The sequence below is a fragment of the Microbacterium sp. M3 genome, from assembly GCF_033548675.1.
In the GTDB taxonomy this organism is placed as follows: domain Bacteria; phylum Actinomycetota; class Actinomycetes; order Actinomycetales; family Microbacteriaceae; genus Microbacterium; species Microbacterium arthrosphaerae.
This window is the reverse complement of record NZ_JAWTZT010000002.1, coordinates 248,758-265,466: the sequence shown is the minus strand read 5'-3', so window position 1 is coordinate 265,466 and position 16,709 is coordinate 248,758. Positions and strand designations below refer to the sequence as shown.

The 16,709-nt window shown below is 71.1% G+C and carries 16 protein-coding genes; 5 read left to right on the top strand and 11 right to left on the bottom strand.

Annotation, left to right across the window (positions count from 1 at the left end):
- Nucleotides 1-67 precede the first annotated feature (67 nt).
- Together R8Z57_RS06550 and R8Z57_RS06545 are read right to left on the bottom strand one after the other, a co-directional pair.
- Complete coding sequence (locus R8Z57_RS06550) at nt 68-2,053, bottom strand: S9 family peptidase (RefSeq protein WP_318352975.1); 1,986 nt, start codon at nt 2,051-2,053, stop codon at nt 68-70.
- Nucleotides 2,054-2,056: 3 nt separating this feature from the next.
- Nucleotides 2,057-2,830, bottom strand: a complete 774-nt coding sequence (locus tag R8Z57_RS06545) for an SDR family oxidoreductase (protein WP_318352974.1) — start codon at nt 2,828-2,830, stop codon at nt 2,057-2,059.
- A gap of 43 nt (nt 2,831-2,873) precedes the next feature.
- Here R8Z57_RS06545 and R8Z57_RS06540 point away from each other — a divergent pair, with 43 nt between their 5' ends.
- From R8Z57_RS06540 to R8Z57_RS06525, 4 genes are all read left to right on the top strand, one after another.
- Nucleotides 2,874-3,386, top strand: coding sequence for an NfeD family protein (locus R8Z57_RS06540; protein WP_318352973.1), 513 nt, complete (start codon nt 2,874-2,876; stop codon nt 3,384-3,386).
- Nucleotides 3,383-4,378 carry an SPFH domain-containing protein gene (locus tag R8Z57_RS06535; protein ID WP_318352972.1) on the top strand — a complete coding sequence of 332 codons (996 nt, stop codon included), beginning with the start codon at nt 3,383-3,385 and terminating at the stop codon, nt 4,376-4,378. The genes R8Z57_RS06540 and R8Z57_RS06535 overlap by 4 nt, the downstream gene beginning before the upstream one ends.
- A complete protein-coding gene (locus R8Z57_RS06530) occupies nt 4,375-5,151 on the top strand; it encodes a glycerophosphodiester phosphodiesterase family protein (RefSeq protein WP_318352971.1) in 777 nt (258 codons plus the stop codon). Before R8Z57_RS06535 ends, R8Z57_RS06530 begins: the two co-directional genes overlap by 4 nt.
- A gap of 126 nt (nt 5,152-5,277) precedes the next feature.
- Nucleotides 5,278-5,658, top strand: coding sequence for an RNA polymerase-binding protein RbpA (locus tag R8Z57_RS06525; protein WP_318352970.1), 381 nt, complete (start codon nt 5,278-5,280; stop codon nt 5,656-5,658).
- Between the two features lie 25 nt (nt 5,659-5,683).
- Here R8Z57_RS06525 and lnt read toward each other — a convergent pair whose 3' ends face one another.
- The 9 genes from lnt to R8Z57_RS06480 form a co-directional block, all read right to left on the bottom strand.
- The gene (gene lnt, locus R8Z57_RS06520; RefSeq protein WP_318352969.1) at nt 5,684-7,240 is read right to left on the bottom strand and encodes an apolipoprotein N-acyltransferase; all 1,557 of its coding nucleotides are present in this window, start codon (nt 7,238-7,240) and stop codon (nt 5,684-5,686) included.
- Between the two features lie 49 nt (nt 7,241-7,289).
- The gene (locus R8Z57_RS06515) at nt 7,290-9,788 is read right to left on the bottom strand and encodes a DEAD/DEAH box helicase (RefSeq protein WP_318352968.1); all 2,499 of its coding nucleotides are present in this window, start codon (nt 9,786-9,788) and stop codon (nt 7,290-7,292) included.
- Entirely contained in the window at nt 9,785-10,543 is a 759-nt protein-coding gene (gene tatC / locus R8Z57_RS06510; protein ID WP_318353563.1) for a twin-arginine translocase subunit TatC, read from the bottom strand. Before tatC ends, R8Z57_RS06515 begins: the two co-directional genes overlap by 4 nt.
- 66 nt (nt 10,544-10,609) lie before the next feature.
- Nucleotides 10,610-10,873 carry a Sec-independent protein translocase subunit TatA gene (gene tatA / locus R8Z57_RS06505; RefSeq protein WP_318353562.1) on the bottom strand — a complete coding sequence of 88 codons (264 nt, stop codon included), beginning with the start codon at nt 10,871-10,873 and terminating at the stop codon, nt 10,610-10,612.
- Between the two features lie 71 nt (nt 10,874-10,944).
- Nucleotides 10,945-11,907 carry a WYL domain-containing protein gene (locus R8Z57_RS06500; protein ID WP_318352967.1) on the bottom strand — a complete coding sequence of 321 codons (963 nt, stop codon included), beginning with the start codon at nt 11,905-11,907 and terminating at the stop codon, nt 10,945-10,947.
- Nucleotides 11,904-12,917, bottom strand: coding sequence for a helix-turn-helix transcriptional regulator (locus R8Z57_RS06495; RefSeq protein WP_318352966.1), 1,014 nt, complete (start codon nt 12,915-12,917; stop codon nt 11,904-11,906). The genes R8Z57_RS06500 and R8Z57_RS06495 overlap by 4 nt, the downstream gene beginning before the upstream one ends.
- 80 nt (nt 12,918-12,997) lie before the next feature.
- Entirely contained in the window at nt 12,998-13,960 is a 963-nt protein-coding gene (locus R8Z57_RS06490; protein ID WP_318352965.1) for an FKBP-type peptidyl-prolyl cis-trans isomerase, read from the bottom strand.
- A 9-nt stretch (nt 13,961-13,969) separates the two neighbouring features.
- Nucleotides 13,970-14,998 carry a tRNA (adenine-N1)-methyltransferase gene (locus tag R8Z57_RS06485; RefSeq protein WP_318352964.1) on the bottom strand — a complete coding sequence of 343 codons (1,029 nt, stop codon included), beginning with the start codon at nt 14,996-14,998 and terminating at the stop codon, nt 13,970-13,972.
- Nucleotides 14,995-15,708 carry an HAD family phosphatase gene (locus R8Z57_RS06480; protein ID WP_318352963.1) on the bottom strand — a complete coding sequence of 238 codons (714 nt, stop codon included), beginning with the start codon at nt 15,706-15,708 and terminating at the stop codon, nt 14,995-14,997. Before R8Z57_RS06480 ends, R8Z57_RS06485 begins: the two co-directional genes overlap by 4 nt.
- Nucleotides 15,709-15,800: 92 nt before the next feature.
- Between R8Z57_RS06480 and R8Z57_RS06475 the strand changes: the two genes are divergently transcribed.
- Nucleotides 15,801-16,682, top strand: a complete 882-nt coding sequence (locus tag R8Z57_RS06475; protein ID WP_318352962.1) for a PAC2 family protein — start codon at nt 15,801-15,803, stop codon at nt 16,680-16,682.
- The last annotated feature ends 27 nt before the right edge of the window (nt 16,683-16,709 follow it).

Here is a 16,709-nt window from a genome sequence, read left to right as displayed (position 1 = left end):
CCACCGGATCACGCCGAACGGCCCCGCGAGCTCACGCTCGCGGGGCCGTTCCGTGTGCGGACGAACCTCAGTCGACCGGCAGGTGGCGCGACCACCAGTCGAGCACCGCGTCGAACCGCTGCACGCGGTGGCGCGGCTGACCGGCCCGCGTGAGCTCGTGGTTCTCTCCGGGGAACACCAGCAGCTCGGCCTCGGTCCCCTGACGCTTGAGCGCCGAGTAGTAGCGGGTGGCCTGCTCGAGCGGGCACCGGAAGTCGAGTTCCGAGTGCATCACGAGCGTCGGCGTGGTGACCTGTCCGACGACGGCCATCGGGCTCTGCCGTGCGATGTCGTCGGCCGACACGCCGACGTACTCGTCGCCGAAGAACGAGCCGATGTCGCTCGTGCCCTGGAACGACTGCGGTTCGAGGAATCCGCGCTCCACGATCGCGCCGGCGAAGCGGTGGTCGTGCGCGATGACCCACGCGGTGAGGTATCCGCCGTACGAGCCGCCCATCACACCCACACGCTCACCGTCGAGCCTGGCGTCGTCGGCGATCGCTCCCTCGAGGAAGTCGATCACATCGGCGAAGTCGACCGTGCCCATCTGCTGACGGATGCTGCCCCCGTGGGCGCGTCCGTACCCCGCGGAACCGCGGGGGTTCGAGTAGACGACGGCGTAGCCGGCGTCGACGAGCACCTGCGTCTCATCGAACAGGTGGACGCCGTACGACGCGAACGGCCCGCCGTGGATCTGCAGGATCACCGGGAAGGGCCCGTCACCGGCGGGCGTAGCGACCCAGCCGTGGACGGGATAGCCGTCGCGTCCGGTGACGGTGAGCTCCTTCGGAAGGACGATTCCGGATGCCGCGGCCGCGGCGCCGAAGGCCGTCACGGCGCTCGCCGACCCGCCCTCGATCACCACGAGCTCGCCGAACGAGTCCTCCCGGGCGATGGCGGCGACGACGCGAGCGCCCGCAGCAGCGTGACCGACGACCTCCACGTCGCCGCCGTGGACCTCCGCGACGTCGCCGTCGCGGCCGACCCGCAACAGGCGCACCCGGCCGCGGGTGCGGTCCTGGACCAGGAAGGCCTCGCCGTCGACGGTGATGTGGCTGCCGACCTCGCCGAGGTCGATCGTCTCCTCGTCGGTGAGCCGGCGCGGGCCGGACTCCTCGAGCAGCCACAGCCCGACGCCGGGCGCGATGAAGTCGGTGCCCTCGCCCACCCCGTGAGCGAGGATCGCCACGGTGCCGTCACCGGCGACCTCGACGCCGTAGAGGGAGAGACCCGCGTCGGTGCCGAGCACCTCGCGCTCCCCCGAGCCGTCGACCGCGACCGCGACCAGGCGCGAACGCAGGTCGCGCCGCTCCGGCTCGATGTCGTCCGGCACGGTGAGCAGCTCCCGGCCGTCGGCCGTGAACGCGAGTCCGCCGTGCGAGGTGGTGCCCTCGGTCAGCTGGCGCGCCTCCGCGGCGACCACGGTCTTCTTCGGCGCCGGCTCGTCGTCACCGCGCACGGCGGGGGCGGGCTCGTAGAAGGGCTCGGCGTCGGGCTGCGGCGCCGCGATCACGAAGACGTGGGCCGGGCGGTCGCCGATGTAGCCCATGCCGTTCGCATGCCACCGCACGCCGGTGATGTGACGGGGCGCCTCGGCCGAGGCATCCAATCCCTCGACACTGCCGTAGCGCCCCTGCTCGGGCACGCGAGCGAGGAAGGCGATGCTCGCACCGTCGGGCGACCATGCGTAGTCCTCGACGCCGAGCACGGCGTCGGTCGCCTGCACCGGCTCGCCGCCGGTCGCCGCCACGACGTGCACCTGCGGCTTGCCCTTCGCGTCGGCGCGCACGAACGCCAGCCTCGCGCTGTCGGGCGAGAGCTTCGGCGCGCCGTCGGCGGTGCCCCGCGTGAGGCGGCGCGGCGTGCCGTCGGGCAGATCGATGCGCCACACCTGGCCGACGGCCCGGTTGGCGGTGATGTCGGGCCGGGAGGTCGCGAAGACGGCGAACGAGCCGTCAGCGGCGATCGCCGGACGCCCGACCGAGATCAGTGTCTCGATGTCGTGCGGCTTCACGGGTCACTCCGCCGAGAACGACGAGACGTCGCCCACAAGGCGCGTGTTGTCGGCGGGGACCGGCTCCAGCGCCGCGGCGGCCACCTCGGCGGCGAACTCCGACACGTTGTAGAGCTTGCCCGCATCCTCTCGCCGGGCGGCGATCGCGCCCGGGTTCGCGCGCTCGAGCAGCGTGGCGGTGATGGTGCCCTCGATCATGTCGCCCGAGACGACGACGAACTCGACGCCGCGCTGCGTCAGCGCGGGGATGCGCTCGCGCAGCGCGTCTTCACCGGCGCGCTTGGAGAGCGCGACGGGCTCGTACTCGGGCATGGTCGGCGTCGTGCGGATGAAGTGCGCCTGGTGGCTGGTCACGAAGACGACACGCGAGCCCTCGCCGAGGAGGGGCAGCGCCGTCTCGAGCACATTCACCTGGGCGTCGCGGTTGAGCTGCAGCGCGTAGTCTTCGGCCATGCCGGACTCCATGCCGCCGGACGCGTTGAGGACAAGGATGTCGAGCCCGCCGAACGCACGCTGCACCTCGTCGAACATCGCCTGCACGGATGCCGCGTCGGTGAGATCCGCGCCGACCACGAGCACCTCGACGCCCAGCTCACGCAGCTCGCCGGCGAGCTTCTCGGCGCGCGGCGCCTTGTTGCGGTAGTTGATGACGACGTTCGCGCCCGCCTGTGCGAGGTACCGCGCGGTGTCGGCGCCGATGCCACGGGACGAGCCCGTCACGAGGGCGGTCTTGCCGCTCAGCGAGCTCTCGGGAAGCGGGAGGATTGTCTCAGTCACGCCCTCGACCCTACCTGCTAGGTTCGAGCTGAGGAGGCGCACCGTGGAGCTCATCCAGACGATCGAACAGTGGGCATGGATCGGGTGGCTCGTCCTGATCCTGGTCTTCCTCGTGATCGAGATGCTCACCCTCGATTTCACGTTCCTGATGCTGAGCATCGGCGGCCTGGCCGGACTCGTCGCCGACGTCGCCGGCGCACCCATCTGGCTTCAGGTCATCATCGCCGCGGCGGTCGCCGCGATCCTCGTGCTGCTGCTCAGGCCGCCGCTCCTGCGCCGCCTGCGACGCGGCGAAGACCCGACGCCCTCGAACGTCGACGCCCTCATCGGGCTCGGCGGCACAGTCGTCTCGTCGGTGAGCGCGCACAGCGGCCAGGTCAAGCTCTCGAACGGCGACGTGTGGACCGCCCGCGCCGAATCCGGCGGGCCGGCCGACGCCGGCGAGCTGGAGCCCGGCACCCGGGTGCGCGTCAGCCGCATCGACGGCGCGACCGCGATCGTCCGGTCCGACTCCCCCGCTCCCCTCGCTCCCCCCACGGAGGACCCGCGCGCATGAACGACTTCACCTCGGCCATCCCCGCCGCCATCGGATGGCTTCTCGCGATCGCGGTCTTCATCTTCGTGCTGGTCGTGATCTTCCGGTCGATCCGCATCATCCCGCAGGCCAACGCCGGGATCGTCGAGCGTCTCGGCCGGTACCACAAGACGCTGACGCCGGGCCTCAACCTGCTCGTCCCCTTCATCGACCGGCTGCGGCCCCTCATCGACATGCGCGAGCAGGTCGTGTCGTTCCCGCCGCAGCCCGTCATCACCGAAGACAACCTCGTCGTCTCCATCGACACCGTGGTGTACTTCCAGGTCACCGACGCCCGTGCCGCGACCTACGAGATCGCGAACTACCTCGGGGCGGTCGAGCAACTGACGACCACCACCCTGCGCAACGTCGTCGGAGGTCTCAACCTCGAAGAGGCGCTCACCAGCCGCGACAACATCAACGGCCAGCTGCGCGTCGTGCTCGACGAGGCGACCGGCAAGTGGGGCATCCGCGTGTCGCGCGTGGAGCTCAAGGCCATCGACCCGCCGCACTCGATCCAGGACTCGATGGAGAAGCAGATGCGCGCCGAGCGCGAGCGCCGCGCCACGATCCTCACCGCCGAGGGATCGAAGCAGTCGCAGATCCTCGAGGCCGAGGGCCGCCGGCAGGCCGAGATCCTGAAGGCCGAGGGCGACAAGCAGGCAGCGGTGCTCCGCGCGCAGGGCGAGGCCGAGGCGATCCAGACCGTGTTCGACGCCATCCACTCCGGCAACCCCGACGACAAACTGCTGGCCTACCAGTACCTGCAGACGCTGCCGAAGATCGCCGACAGCGCATCGAGCAAGCTGTGGATCATCCCGAGCGAGTTCACCGACGCGCTCAAGGGGCTCACCGGGTCGTTCTCGGGTGTGATGGCGGATGCCGCAGCCAAGGGCCGCGCGCAGAGCACGGTGACGCCGGGTGGCCCGGCCGCCGGCGGTCCGCCGCCGGCCATCACTCCGCCCACGCCGTGACGCACCCCTGGTTCGCCGGCGCCACGACGCCGCGCGTGCTCGCGCACCGGGGTCTCGTCACGGCGGAGGACTCGCACCACGGGATCGTCGAGAACTCGTTCGCCGCCGTCGCGGCCGCGCACTCGGCCGGCGCGGAATACGTCGAATCCGACTGCCACCGCACCGCCGACGGCGTCGTGGTGCTGTTCCACGACGACGACCTCTCGCGCGTGACCGGCGACCCGCGCAAGGTCGCCGCCGTCACGGCGCGCGAGCTCGAGCTGCTCATGACCGACCGCGGCGGGCTCATCACGCTCGCCCAGGCGCTGGACTCGTTCCCGACGCTGAAGTTCAACCTCGATGTGAAGGCGACGGATGCCGCGGCCGACGTCGGTGCGATCGTCGCCCCCTTCGGGGACCGCGTGCTGCTCACGAGTTTCTCCGATGCCCGGCGGCGTGCCGCCCTGGACGCCGCCACGGCCACGGGCCGCGGCATCCGCCCCGCCACCTCGGGTGGGCGCGGCACCATCGGGCGCGTGCTCGCGGCGGTGTCCGCCCGCTCCGAACGTCTGGTCGCACGCGCCCTGGCCGGCGTGGACGCCTTGCAGGTGCCCGAGCGCCAGGGCCGCCTGCGCGTGGTGACCCCACGCCTCGTCGCCGCCGCGCACCGCCACGGCGTCGAGGTGCACGTGTGGACCGTCAACGACCCCGGCGACATGCGGCGGCTCGTCGAGACGGGGGTCGACGGCATCGTCACCGACCGGGCCGACGTGGCGCTGGCGACCCTGCGCTGACACCCCGAGTTGAAGGTTCGGCCTCGCCCCTGTGCATCAACTGTGAAAGGTCGATGAACAGCGCCCCTTCGGATGATCCGCTCAGGTCGCTTCGTTATACCTGTACAGCGACGAGAGGACCACAAAATGGCAGACCGCAGCCTGCGCGGCATCCGACTCGGCGCCCAGAGCCTACAGAGCGAAGAGGGCGTCGTGTTCCATGAGCGTGCACAGCACATCTACACCTGCACCACGTGCGGGCGTGACACGACTTTGACCTTCGCAGCCGACGCCGAGGTCCCCCCGGCCTGGGAGTGCCGCACGTGCGGCGCCGAGGCGCTGCTGCGCGTCGGCGACGGTACGGCGACGGTGGACCACTCGGGCGACAAGACCCCTCGCAGCCACTGGGACATGCTGCTCGAGCGCCGCACCATCCCCGAGCTCGAAGAGCTGCTGGAGGAGCGCCTCGCGTACGTCCGCGCCCGCCGCGGCGCAGCCGGCGTGGCGACCGACAAGCTCAGCGCCTGACACTCAGGCCCGCGTGACGCCGACCCTACGGGGTCGGCGTTTTCGCGTTCCGGAGCGACCGGCGGCGCGCGGCGAGGCCCAGCCCGAGGAGCACGACGACACTGCCCCACGCCACGAGTGCGTTCAGCCACGGCCCGATGACGACGGCGGGCGTGAGTCCGGCGCGAAGCGGCACATCGGTGAGCATGTGCCCGGGCTCGTTCGCCGGCAGTCCGTCGATGGTGGATCCGTCGGGCGCGATCACCTGGCTGGTCCCCACGGTGGAGAGATTGACGACGGAGCGCCCCGTCTCGATGGCACGCAGGCGCGCCACGGCGAGCTGCTGCAGGTTCTCGTCGGTGCCCCGGAAGTCGGCGTTGTTCGTCTGGAAGAGGTACACCCGGGCGCCGTCGCGTGCGCCCTCCCAGATCAGCGCGTCGTAGATGACGTCGAAGCAGATGGCGAGTCCGGCGATCGTCCCGTCGATGTCGAACACCGGAGGCGCGGTGCCGGGCGTGTAGTCCCGGCCGATCATGCCGATGAGGTCGGGAGCGATCGACGCGTAGAACTCCCGATCCGGCACGTACTCGCCGAATGGGACGGGGTTGCGCTTGTCGTAGGTCTGCTCGATGCCGGTGCCGTCCTCCCAGACGAACGACATGTTGAAGTACTCGTCCCCGCGCTGGTCGATGCGGTTCGCGACCAGCGGCGCGCCCACCTGCCTCACCACGCGATCGAGCGCCGCGGCGACGGCCGGCGACGCGTCGGGGTCGAGGTCGACGCTCCCCTCCGGCCACAGCAGCACGTCGACGTCATCCGCGCCGAACAGCGGCTCGGTCGCCTCGTACTGGGACTCGAGGATCTCACCCGCCTCGCGTTCGTCGAAGTAGCCGGCCGGGCCGTTGCCCTGCACGCTCGCGACGCGCATCGTGCCGGCCGGCGTGGTGGGCCACGCCGGGATGAGGACCAGCGCGGTGGCGACGAGCGCCGGCACGGCGACCGGGAGGAGCGCACGGATGCCGCCGACACGGCTCCTGCGCGGGAACCGGACGAGCTCGACCGCTGCCGCGACCAGGGCCACGATCAGGAAGGTCAGTCCGGCGGTGCCCGTCCACGACACCACCTCGGCGAACGGGCCGTTCACCTGCGAGGTGCCGACGCGGCCCCACGGGAAGCCCCCGTACGGGAATGCCCCGACCACCGCTTCTCGTGCGGTCCACAGGCCCGCGACGAGCAACGATGTCACCAGCGTCCGGCGGCGCCGTCGGACGACGAGCGGCACCCACCGGTAGGCGAGTGCGATGAGCACCGCACCGCCCGCGACGAACGACGCCTCGAGCACGGACAGCGCGAGCCAGGGCAGCGGCCCGACCCATTCGGCGGTGAAGTCGACGTTGAGCAGGTAGAAGGCGATGCCGTAGGCGAAGCCTGTGAGCAGGGCCGCCCACGCGCCGCGCCCGATCAGCGTCATGAGGGCGAGCCCCACCGAGGCGAACGCCATCGGCCACCACGCGACCGAGGGGAAGGCGACATCGAGGAGCACGCCGGCCAGCGCCGAGAGCGGAACCGCCGCCCACAGCGGGAAGATCGGGCGAGGTGGCACGGATTCAGCCTAAGCGAGCGTGACGGCGCCTCCGCCGCCGGGTGGGCCGCTACACCCCGGAGTACGCCACGATCCCCCGGCGCACGGCGTCGAGCGCTTTGCGCGCCGTGCCGGCGATGGGCTGCTCGGCGACGAGCGACAGCTGGTCGAGGAGGTCGATCGTCTGCTTGGACCACCGCACGAAGTCGCCGGCCGCCATGTCGGCCTCGCTGAGGACGCGGTCGAGCATCCCGCCGCGCGCCCACGTGTGCATCGCCTGTGCGAGACCCGCCGACACCGGCTCGGTGCCGGGAAGGTGGTGCTCGCGCTCGAGGTCGTCGAGCTCCTGCCAGAGCGTCATGGTCGCTTCGAACGCCGGGCGGAAGGCGCCGCGAGGCAGGCCCCGCTCCCCCGGGCCGGCCTCGTCCCGGCGCGGCTCGTAGACCAGTGAGCAGGCGAGTGCCGCGAGGGATGCGGCATCCAGGTCCTGCCAGATCCCCCGGCGCAGCGACTCGGCCACGAGAAGATCCCGGTCGCCGTAGATGCGGCGCATTGTGCGGCCGGCCGAGGTCAGGGACGCCGCGCCGTCGTCGGCGACGGCGACGTACTCCAGTGCACCGAGGACGTCGACGACGCGGTCGAAGATGCGCGCGACGGTGCCGGTGCGGCTCTCGATCTGGCGGCGGAGCCGGTCGATCTCACGCTTGAGCTTCCAGTAGCGCTCGGCCCACCGCGCATGGTGCTCGCGGTCGGGACACTGATGGCACGGATGCCGCTGCATCCGCTTGCGGAGGCTCGTGATCTGGCGCTGCCGCTCGTCGCGCGTGCGACGAGAGGCGTTCGCGTCCTTGCGGTTGAGCTTCTCGAGGTCGCTCAGCTCGCGCCGGATGCCGGAGTACTCCGCGAAGTCCCCGCGGTCGCACGTCATGGCCTTCTGATAGCCGGCCAGTGACTCCTCCTGCTCGCGCACCTGCCGCGCGAGCCCCACCACCGCACGGTCGGCCTGGAACTGCGCGAACGAGGACTCCAGGATCTCGCGCGCCTTCGCCCGCCCGAACTGGTCGATCAGGTTCACGGCCATGTTGTACGTCGGGCGGAAGCTGGAGTTCAGCGGGTAGGTGCGTCGCGAGGCCAGTGCGGCGACGGCCTGCGGGTCGAGTCCCTCGGTCCATTGGATGACCGCGTGGCCCTCGACGTCGATGCCGCGGCGACCGGCGCGACCGGTGAGCTGCGTGTACTCCCCCGACGTGATGGCGACGCGCGCCTCGCCGTTGAACTTCTCGAGCTTCTCCAGCACGACGGTGCGCGCGGGCATGTTGATGCCGAGCGCGAGCGTCTCGGTGGCGAACACCGCCTTCACGAGCTTGCGCTGGAAGAGCTCCTCGACGACCTCCTTGAAGGCCGGCAGCAGGCCGGCGTGGTGCGAGGCCACGCCGCGCTCGAGGTTGTCGCGCCACTCCCAGAACCCCAGGACCGCGAGGTCCTCCTCCAGGAGGTTGCGTGTGCGCTCCTCGACGATCTCGCGGATCTCGCGGCGCTCCTCCTGCGAGGTCAGCCGCAGACCCGACCGCCGCACCTGCTGCACGGCCGCATCGCAGCCCGCGCGGCTGAAGATAAAGAAGATCGCCGGCAGCAGGTTCGCCCGCGACAGCAGCTCGACGACGTCCGGGCGATCCAGCCGCTCGATGCGCTGCACGTTCGCCGAGCGCACGGGCCGCTTCATGCCGCGCTGCGGACGGCGGCGGGACGCTTCGTATCCGGCGTGCCGGGCGCTGTTGGATGCCTGCACCCGCCTGTTGTTGTCGTAGTTCGAGCCCTTGAACGACCGGATGCGCATGAGCTCCTGATTGACCTGGGCCGTGGCGATGCCGGCGCGGTCGTCGAACAGCGGCAGCAGATCGCCGCGCACCAGGACGTGCTGCTCGAGCGGCACCGGCCGGGTCTCGGAGACGATCACCTCGGTGTCTCCGCGCACCGTGTCGAGCCAGTCTCCGAACTCCTCCGCGTTCGAGACGGTGGCCGACAGCGACACCAGCCGCACGCTCGGTGCGAGGTGGATGATGACTTCCTCCCACACCGCCCCGCGGAAGCGGTCGGCGAGGTAGTGCACCTCGTCCATCACGACGTAGCGCAGCCCGCGCAGCGCCGGCGAGTCGGCGTAGAGCATGTTGCGCAGCACCTCGGTGGTCATGACGACCACGCGGGCATTGCCGTTGATGTTGGTGTCGCCGGTGAGGAGGCCGACCTCGTCCGGGCCGTAGACATCCTGCAGCTCGCGGAACTTCTGGTTCGACAGCGCCTTCATCGGCGTCGTGTAGAAGGCCTTGTCGCCCGGCTCTCGCATCGCCAGATGCACCGCGAACTCGCCGACGATCGTCTTGCCCGCCCCGGTGGGCGCGGCGACCAGCACGCTGCGACCGTCCTCGAGGGCGCGGCATCCTTCGATCTGGAACGGATCGAGCGTGAACCGCTGGGACGCCGCGAAGTCGGCCGTGATCGGATGCGTCCGATCCAGCCGAGCCGCCGCGCTCGCGCGCGCGTACCGCTCGGCGGGAGCAGGGTCGCTCACGAAGCCGGCTCCGGAGGAAGCAGGTCGATCGCGCGCTTCGCCTTGCGCCGGTCGAACAGCATGGAGAGGCCCGCCGCCGCGAAGAACAGCACGACGAGGATACCGGCGAGCATCAGCATGCTCACGACATCGGCGGCCGGAGTGGCCAGGGCGGCGAACGCCGTGGCCACCAGGACGGCCACCCGCCAGCCCTTCAGGATGCCACGGCCGGAGATGACCCCGGCGATGTTCAACGCGACGAGGAACACCGGGAGGATGAACGAGACACCGATGACGATCATCAGCTTGAAGACGAAGTCGTAATACTCCGCTGCTGCGTAGAAGTTGACGGCGCCCTCGGGTGTGAAGCTCCACATCAGCTCGATGACGTGAGGAACGATCAGGAGTCCGACGTAGCAGCCGAGGAAGAACAGCGGCACCGCGGCGGCCACGAAGCCGACGGTGTACCGGATCTCTTTGCGGGTGAGTCCGGGCATGATGAACGCCCAGATCTGCCACAGCCAGATCGGCGCGGACAGGAAGATGCCGATCGAGAATGCGATACGCATCCGCAGGTCGAACGCGGACGTCACGGCCCCGAAGTTCAGCGCAGAGAAGTCGTCACCCCGCTTCTCCGCGATGATCCGGATCGGCTCGGTGATCCAGTGGATGATCGGGTCGGTGATGATGAAGGCCACCACCATGCCGATCAGAAGACCGATCGCAGCGAAGACGAGACGCCGGCGAAGCTCCAGCAGGTGCTGGCCGAGCGACATCCGCTTGTCGCGCTTCGGCGCCTCCGGACCGTCGATCGGCGCGGAGCCCGTTGCGGCCACCATCCGCTACGACTTTTGGTCGGGTGCGCTGTCGGTGCTGCGAGTGGTGGCGGGAGTCGTTGCGTCAGACGCGCCGGTGTCGGCGGCGTTCGTCGCCGTCGAGGACTCGGTCGTCTTGTCGTCGTCCTTCATGGCCTTCATCTCGCCCTTGAACACGCGGGCCGACTGGCCCATGCTCTTGGCGAGCGCCGGCAGCTTTGCCGCGCCGAACAGCAACAGGATGACGACGAGCAGGATCAGCAGGTGCCAGCCGTTCAGATTGCCCAACATGAGGTGCTCCGTCGTTCGCTTCAGCGGGATCGTCGTCAAGTCTAATATGACGCGATGATCGGATGCCGCCGTCAGCGGTATTGCGCGAGGCCTGCCTCGGCCCATTCCGCGACGGCGCGCCGTGCAGCGGCGGGCTCGATCACCTCGACGAGCCCGCTGCGGCGCGCCGCCAGACGGCGGAGGCTGAGTTCGTCGGCGACGCGCATCGTGGCGACCGTCGTGCCGTCAGCCGTCTCGAGTTGGGCGCGGTCGAGGTAGTCGCCGAGCAGAGGTGCGACCTCCTCGGGGAACCGGATCCGCGCGACCACATCGCCCGCGTCGGTGTCGAACCAGTCCGGCGCCTGCTCGCCTGCGTGGGTGCTCGGGATGCCGGTGAGCTCCAGCTCGCTGACCCGGTCGAGGTGGAAGGTGCGCATCGCCTCGCGCAGGTGGCACCAGCCCTGCAGGTACCACTGCCCGCTCGCGATGTGGACCTTCACCGGGTCGACTGTCCGCGTCGTGGGCGCGGCATCCGGCGCTTTGTATGTGAACGAGACCGCGACGCCCCGGCGCAGCGCGTCGGCGACCAGATCGCGGACGGCATCGACGGGTTCGGGCGCGAGGATGACCTCGGCCGGCGTGCCCGATGCGCCGCGGGCGAGCTTGGCGAGCAGCCCCGCGTAGAGGTCCGTGTCGCCGACGCCCGGGATCGATCGCGCGAGCTGCAGGCCGGCGAGCAGAGCCGCGGCCTCCCGCGCGGTCAGCTTCGGCGACCGCTCGAGGCCCACCGAGTTCGTGATGACGATCAGGTCGCGCTCGTCGAGGAGGTCCCAGTCGATGTCGAAGAGGTCATTGGCCATCTGCCAATAGCCGCGGTCGCCGGGCAGCCCGATGACGGTGAGCTTCTCGACCATGGACCGCATCTGCTCGGGCGCGACGTCGAACTCGTCGGCGGCCTCGGCGAGCGAGACCTCGCCCTTGCCGATGAGGTACGGCACGAGCTGGAGCATCAGGGCGGCGCGGTCGGTCGCGACGAGCGGCTTCTTCGCGGTCATGACGGGCTCCCCGTGGTCATGGCGCCGCCGTGCAGCTCGCGCGTCGCGGCGAGGCGATCGATCACACGGTCGCGCAGGTCGGCGGGTTCGACGACCCGCACCTCCGGCCCGTACGACGCGAGTTCGTCGGCGAAGATGTGCGCATCGACGTACGGCACGCGGATGCCCTGCTCGGCCGGCTGCGCGCGACGGGCGAGCCGCAGGGCGGCCTCGGTCCCCGGGTTCACCTCGAGCAGCGCGGAGTTGCGTGCGGCGACCTCCTCGAGGCCCGCCAGCGCCCGCTCCCCCGCTCCTTCGCGCAGCGCCGGGTCGAAGGACGAGCGGGTGACCGCGACCGGGCCGACGATGCGCGCGAGCAGGAAGGTGCGGTCGGCGCGCACGTCGAGGTCCACGCCGAACACGTGCCAGCGACCCTCGTACTCCACCAGGGCGAGCGGCTGCACGCGACGGGTGCGCGGCGCCTCCTCCCCGGGTTTGAGGTACGGGAAGGTCACCACGCGGCTCTGCTCGATGGCCTGCTGCAGCGCCGGGAACGCAGGATCGTGCATGCTCAGCCGGGGCGAGAACCCGATGATCGGCTCGTCGACGAGGTCGCCCAGGGCGCGGATCTTGCGCAGCCCGCTGCGCGCGTCGTCCGACAGGGAGCTCTCGCTCCACACGCCGCCGGCGAGCGTCAGGAGCGCCAGCTCAGCGGGGGTGAACTCGATGTCCTCCGGCAGTTCGTACTCGGCCGTGGGCACGCGATACCGCGCCTCGCGGAGGTCGTCGGGGTCTGCCCAGTCCCCGATCGTCTCGATCGGGACGCCGAGGCCGCGCAGCGACTCCTTGTCGCGCTCGAACATCTTCTCGAGCGCGTCCTTCGAAGCCCCTGCCTCGCTCTGCTCCCGGTAGCCGGCGACCGACGTCAGGATGGTGTCCTTCGTCAGTCCCTGATCGGTCGCGATGAGCGCCACCACGAGGTTGACCAGGCGCTCCTCGGGCGGGATCTTCGCGGCAGCAGTGGCAGGCACCCGCCCATCTTAGGGGCCGCCACCGCCGGGGCGGCGGTGGCGGCGCTCGCACGCCGCGCCACAGCCCGGGTGTCGCGATCTCAGCCCTCCTGCGGAGCGTCCAGGCCGAGGATGTCGATGACGTACACCAGCGTCGAGCCCGGCGGGATGGCCGCGTGCTGCTCGTCACCGTACCCCTGCTCCGGCGGCACCACGACGAGCACCTGCGACCCGACGGTCTGCCCCTCGATCGCGTCCGCGAAGCCGGAGACGACCGCGTCCATGGTCACCGAGACCGGGAAGTCCTCCCACGTGTTCTCGAACGCCTCGTCCTCGCCCCACACCACGCCGGTGTAGTGGACGCGCACCGGCTGCTCGCCGGTGACGACCGGGCCGTCGCCCTTCTTGAGGACCTGCACGACGGGCTCCGTGGGGGGCGCGCCGTCGGGGATGATGAGGCCGGGCCGCCCGTCGGGCGCGCGGACGACCGTCGGCAGCCCGAAGCCGCTGTTGAACTGGTTCGCACCGTCGGCTGCGGGCAGATACACCTTGCGCACGTCGATGACGGCGACGACGCTCTCGTCCTCGCCCAGGCTCCAGTCGGCGCGCACCTTGTCGCTCACGTCGTCGGGCGAGAGCGCGACGGCGATGCGTGACCCCTCGGTGGCGCAGTCGAGCGCCTCTTCGAAGCCCGGGAAGTTCGTGGCCCAGCCGGACGGCGCCGACACGGCGGTCAGGTCGCCGTTGTACTCGGTCGCGACGATGGGGTCGCCGGTCTCGCCGCTGAAGAAGGCCAGGTCGACCACGATCAGCTGATCCGGCGAGGTGATCGCGGTGCCCTCACCGACCACGACATCCTCGTACGCCAGCTCCGACGTGTGCAGCGGGGCGTAGATGTCGACGTCGGGCACCTCGTCGGTGTCGCCGGTGACGTCGATGAGGTCCATCACATCGGCGTCCGAGACCGCGGGGCGCGAGCAGTCGGATGCGCCGGGCAGCGAGCAGCCGGTGAGACCGACGGTCACCAGTCCCAGGACGACGAGGGCAGCGGGGATCTTGCGCACCGGGCTAGTTTAGATGCCCTCGTCGGGCGTCTCAGACCGCCCAGCCGCCTGGCGGGCGCCCTCCGCGGCCCGCTCGGCCTCCCGGACGCGCTTGCGCAGGTTCTTGTCGGTGATCTGCCGGTCCCCCACGGCGCCGGGCGTCCACAGCTCGACGTCCTCGTCGCCGTAGCTCGACTTCGACGCGCGACGCTTCACCTCGGGCGGGATCGCGCCGGGTGCGAGCCGGCGGGCCCACACCAGGAAGCCGGTGTGGGCGACCATGCGGTGATCGGGGCGCACGGCGAGGCCTTCGACGTGCCAGCCGCGCACCATGGTCTCGTTGGCATCGGGCTCGGTGAACAGGCCGGTGCCGCGGATGTACTCCGCGACGCGGCTCAGCTGGGTCGCGGTCGCGACGTAGCAGACGACCACGCCGCCGGGCGTGAGTGCCTCGGCGACCGCATCGATGCACTCCCACGGTGCGAGCATGTCGAGCACGACACGATCGACGGATGCCGCGGCCACCGCGTCCGACAGCTGCTCGGCGAGGTCGCCCACGACCACGTCCCAGTTCGCGGGGACGTGGCCGGTGAAGGTCTCGACGTTGGCACGCGCCACCGCGGCGAAGTCGTCGCGGCGCTCGAACGACACGAGCCGCCCCTCGGAGCCGATCGCCCGCAGCAGCCACAGCGAGAGCGCGCCGGAGCCCACGCCGGCCTCGACCACCGTGGCGCCCGGGAAGATGTCGGCCTCGGCGAGGATCTGCGCGGCATCCTTCGGATAGACGATCGCGGCGCCGCGGGGCATCGACATGACGAAGTCCCGCAGCAGCGGCCGCAGGGCCAGGTACTCGTGGCCGCCGCTGTTGGCGACGACCGAGCCGTCGGGCTGCCCCACCAGCTGCTCGTGCTTGAGCACGCCGTGGTGCGTGTGCAGCTCACCGCCCTCGCGCAGCGTGATGGTGTGCAGACGCGCCTTGGGGCCCGTCAGCTGGACGCGGTCTCCCAGGCGGAACGGGCCGCTGGGCCGCGGGACGTCGGTCGTGGTGTCATCGGTCATCGGGCGATCTCCTCGGCAGTGTGCGGCGCACCCGCGCCGACCCGGGCGCGGTGCGAGCGGTGGAAGTCGGCGACGTCGTCGACGGTGCGCCCCTCGAGCGTCTCCCACAGGCCGTGCGCGCCTGCCCCGGTGAGCGACACCATGAGCGGCACGCCGATGACCGAGGCCCCCGACGCGACCGCCGAGCGCAGGCCGTTCGGCGAGTCCTCGATCGCCACGGTCGACTCGGGCGCGACGCCCAGCGCTTCGCAGGCCTGGAGGTACGGGTCGGGGAAGGGCTTGGGCCGGGTGGCGTCGTCGCCGGCGATGACGACGTCGAAGGCGTCGAAGTCGATGAGGTCGACGACGGTCTGCGCCATGCGACGCATCGACATGGTGACGAGCGCGGTCTTGACGCCCGCCTCGCGGAGGCTCGCCAGCAGCTCGCGCGCGCCGGGACGGAACGGCACCCCGGTGGTCGCCAGCTGACGCATGACCTCGTCGGTCAGGTGGTCGATGATCGCGTCGGTGCTCATCCGCACCCCCGTGCCCTGCAGGATGCGGGCGGAGTCCTCGAGCCCGAGCCCGACGAGCCCGAGCGCCTGCTCGTGCGACCAGGTGCCGCCGAAGCTCTCGATGAGGGGCGTCTCGGCCGCCATCCAATACGGTTCGGTGTCGACCAGGGTGCCGTCCATGTCCCACAGCACGGCGGAGAGTCGGGGCGCGTTCACCGTGCAATCCTACCGAGGCGTCTCCGGCCTCTCCGAGGGCCGGGGGCCTATCCTGGAAGGACCCCGCGACGCTCGCGGGCGGAGGAGGTCTCGTGGACGGACTGGGTCGCCGGATACTCGTCGCCGCGTTCGACGGATGGAACGATGCGGGTGAAGCCGCATCGTCCGCCCTCACGCAGCTGCGCGAGGGCGGCTCGTACGAGACGGTGTTCTCGGTCGATCCCGAGCTCTACTTCGACTACCAGTACACGCGGCCGCACGTGGCGCTGGACGGCGACGGCCGCCGCTCGCTGCAGTGGCCGGAGGCGACGCTCCTGCGCCCCGCGCGCGCCACCCGCGGCACGCAGCTGTGGCTGCTCACGGGCGTCGAGCCGGCGCGTGCCTGGCAGGCCTTCGCGTCCGAGCTGATCGACGTCGCCCTGCGGGAAGACATCACCGGCTTCGTCGCGATCGGCTCGATGATGTCGGACGTGCCGCACACCCGGCCGATCTCGGTGTTCGCCGGCAGCGACAACGAGGCGCTGCGCGGGTCGCTCGACCTCGAGCGCAGCACCTACGAGGGGCCGGTCGGAATCCTCAGCGTGCTGGGCGACGCGGCCGAGCGCTCCGGCATCCCGACGGCGAGCCTGTGGGCCAGCGTCCCCCACTACGTCGCCGGTCACACGCCGTCACCCAAGGCGACCCTCGCACTGCTCGACCGGCTCGAAGACCTCACCGGCGCCACGGTGCCGCGCGGCGACCTCGCCACGGAGGCCGCGGCCTGGGAGGCCTCGATCGACGCGGCCGCGGCCGACGACGAGGAGATGACGGAGTACATCCACCAGCTCGAGCGCACGCGCGACACGTGGGACTCCCCCGAGGCCTCGGGCGACGCGATCGCCCAGGAGTTCGAGCGCTACCTCCGCCGCACCGACGGCAAGCCGGGCGACGGTCCGTCCAAGCCCGGTCGCGACGACCCCCGCTCCGGCCGCTGAGCCGGGGCTCTCCCCCGCCTCTCCGCC

Bases quoted from the DNA above. Each gene is read 5' to 3' on its own strand.
- R8Z57_RS06535 (WP_318352972.1), top strand. From the start codon at position 3,383: ATGAACGACTTCACCTCGGCCATCCCCGCCGCCATCGGATGGCTTCTC.
- R8Z57_RS06525 (WP_318352970.1), top strand. From the start codon at position 5,278: ATGGCAGACCGCAGCCTGCGCGGCATCCGACTCGGCGCCCAGAGCCTA.
- tatC (WP_318353563.1), bottom strand. From the start codon at position 10,543: ATGTCGCTCGGCCAGCACCTGCTGGAGCTTCGCCGGCGTCTCGTCTTC.
- tatA (WP_318353562.1), bottom strand. From the start codon at position 10,873: ATGTTGGGCAATCTGAACGGCTGGCACCTGCTGATCCTGCTCGTCGTC.
- R8Z57_RS06500 (WP_318352967.1), bottom strand. From the start codon at position 11,907: ATGACCGCGAAGAAGCCGCTCGTCGCGACCGACCGCGCCGCCCTGATG.
- R8Z57_RS06485 (WP_318352964.1), bottom strand. From the start codon at position 14,998: ATGACCGATGACACCACGACCGACGTCCCGCGGCCCAGCGGCCCGTTC.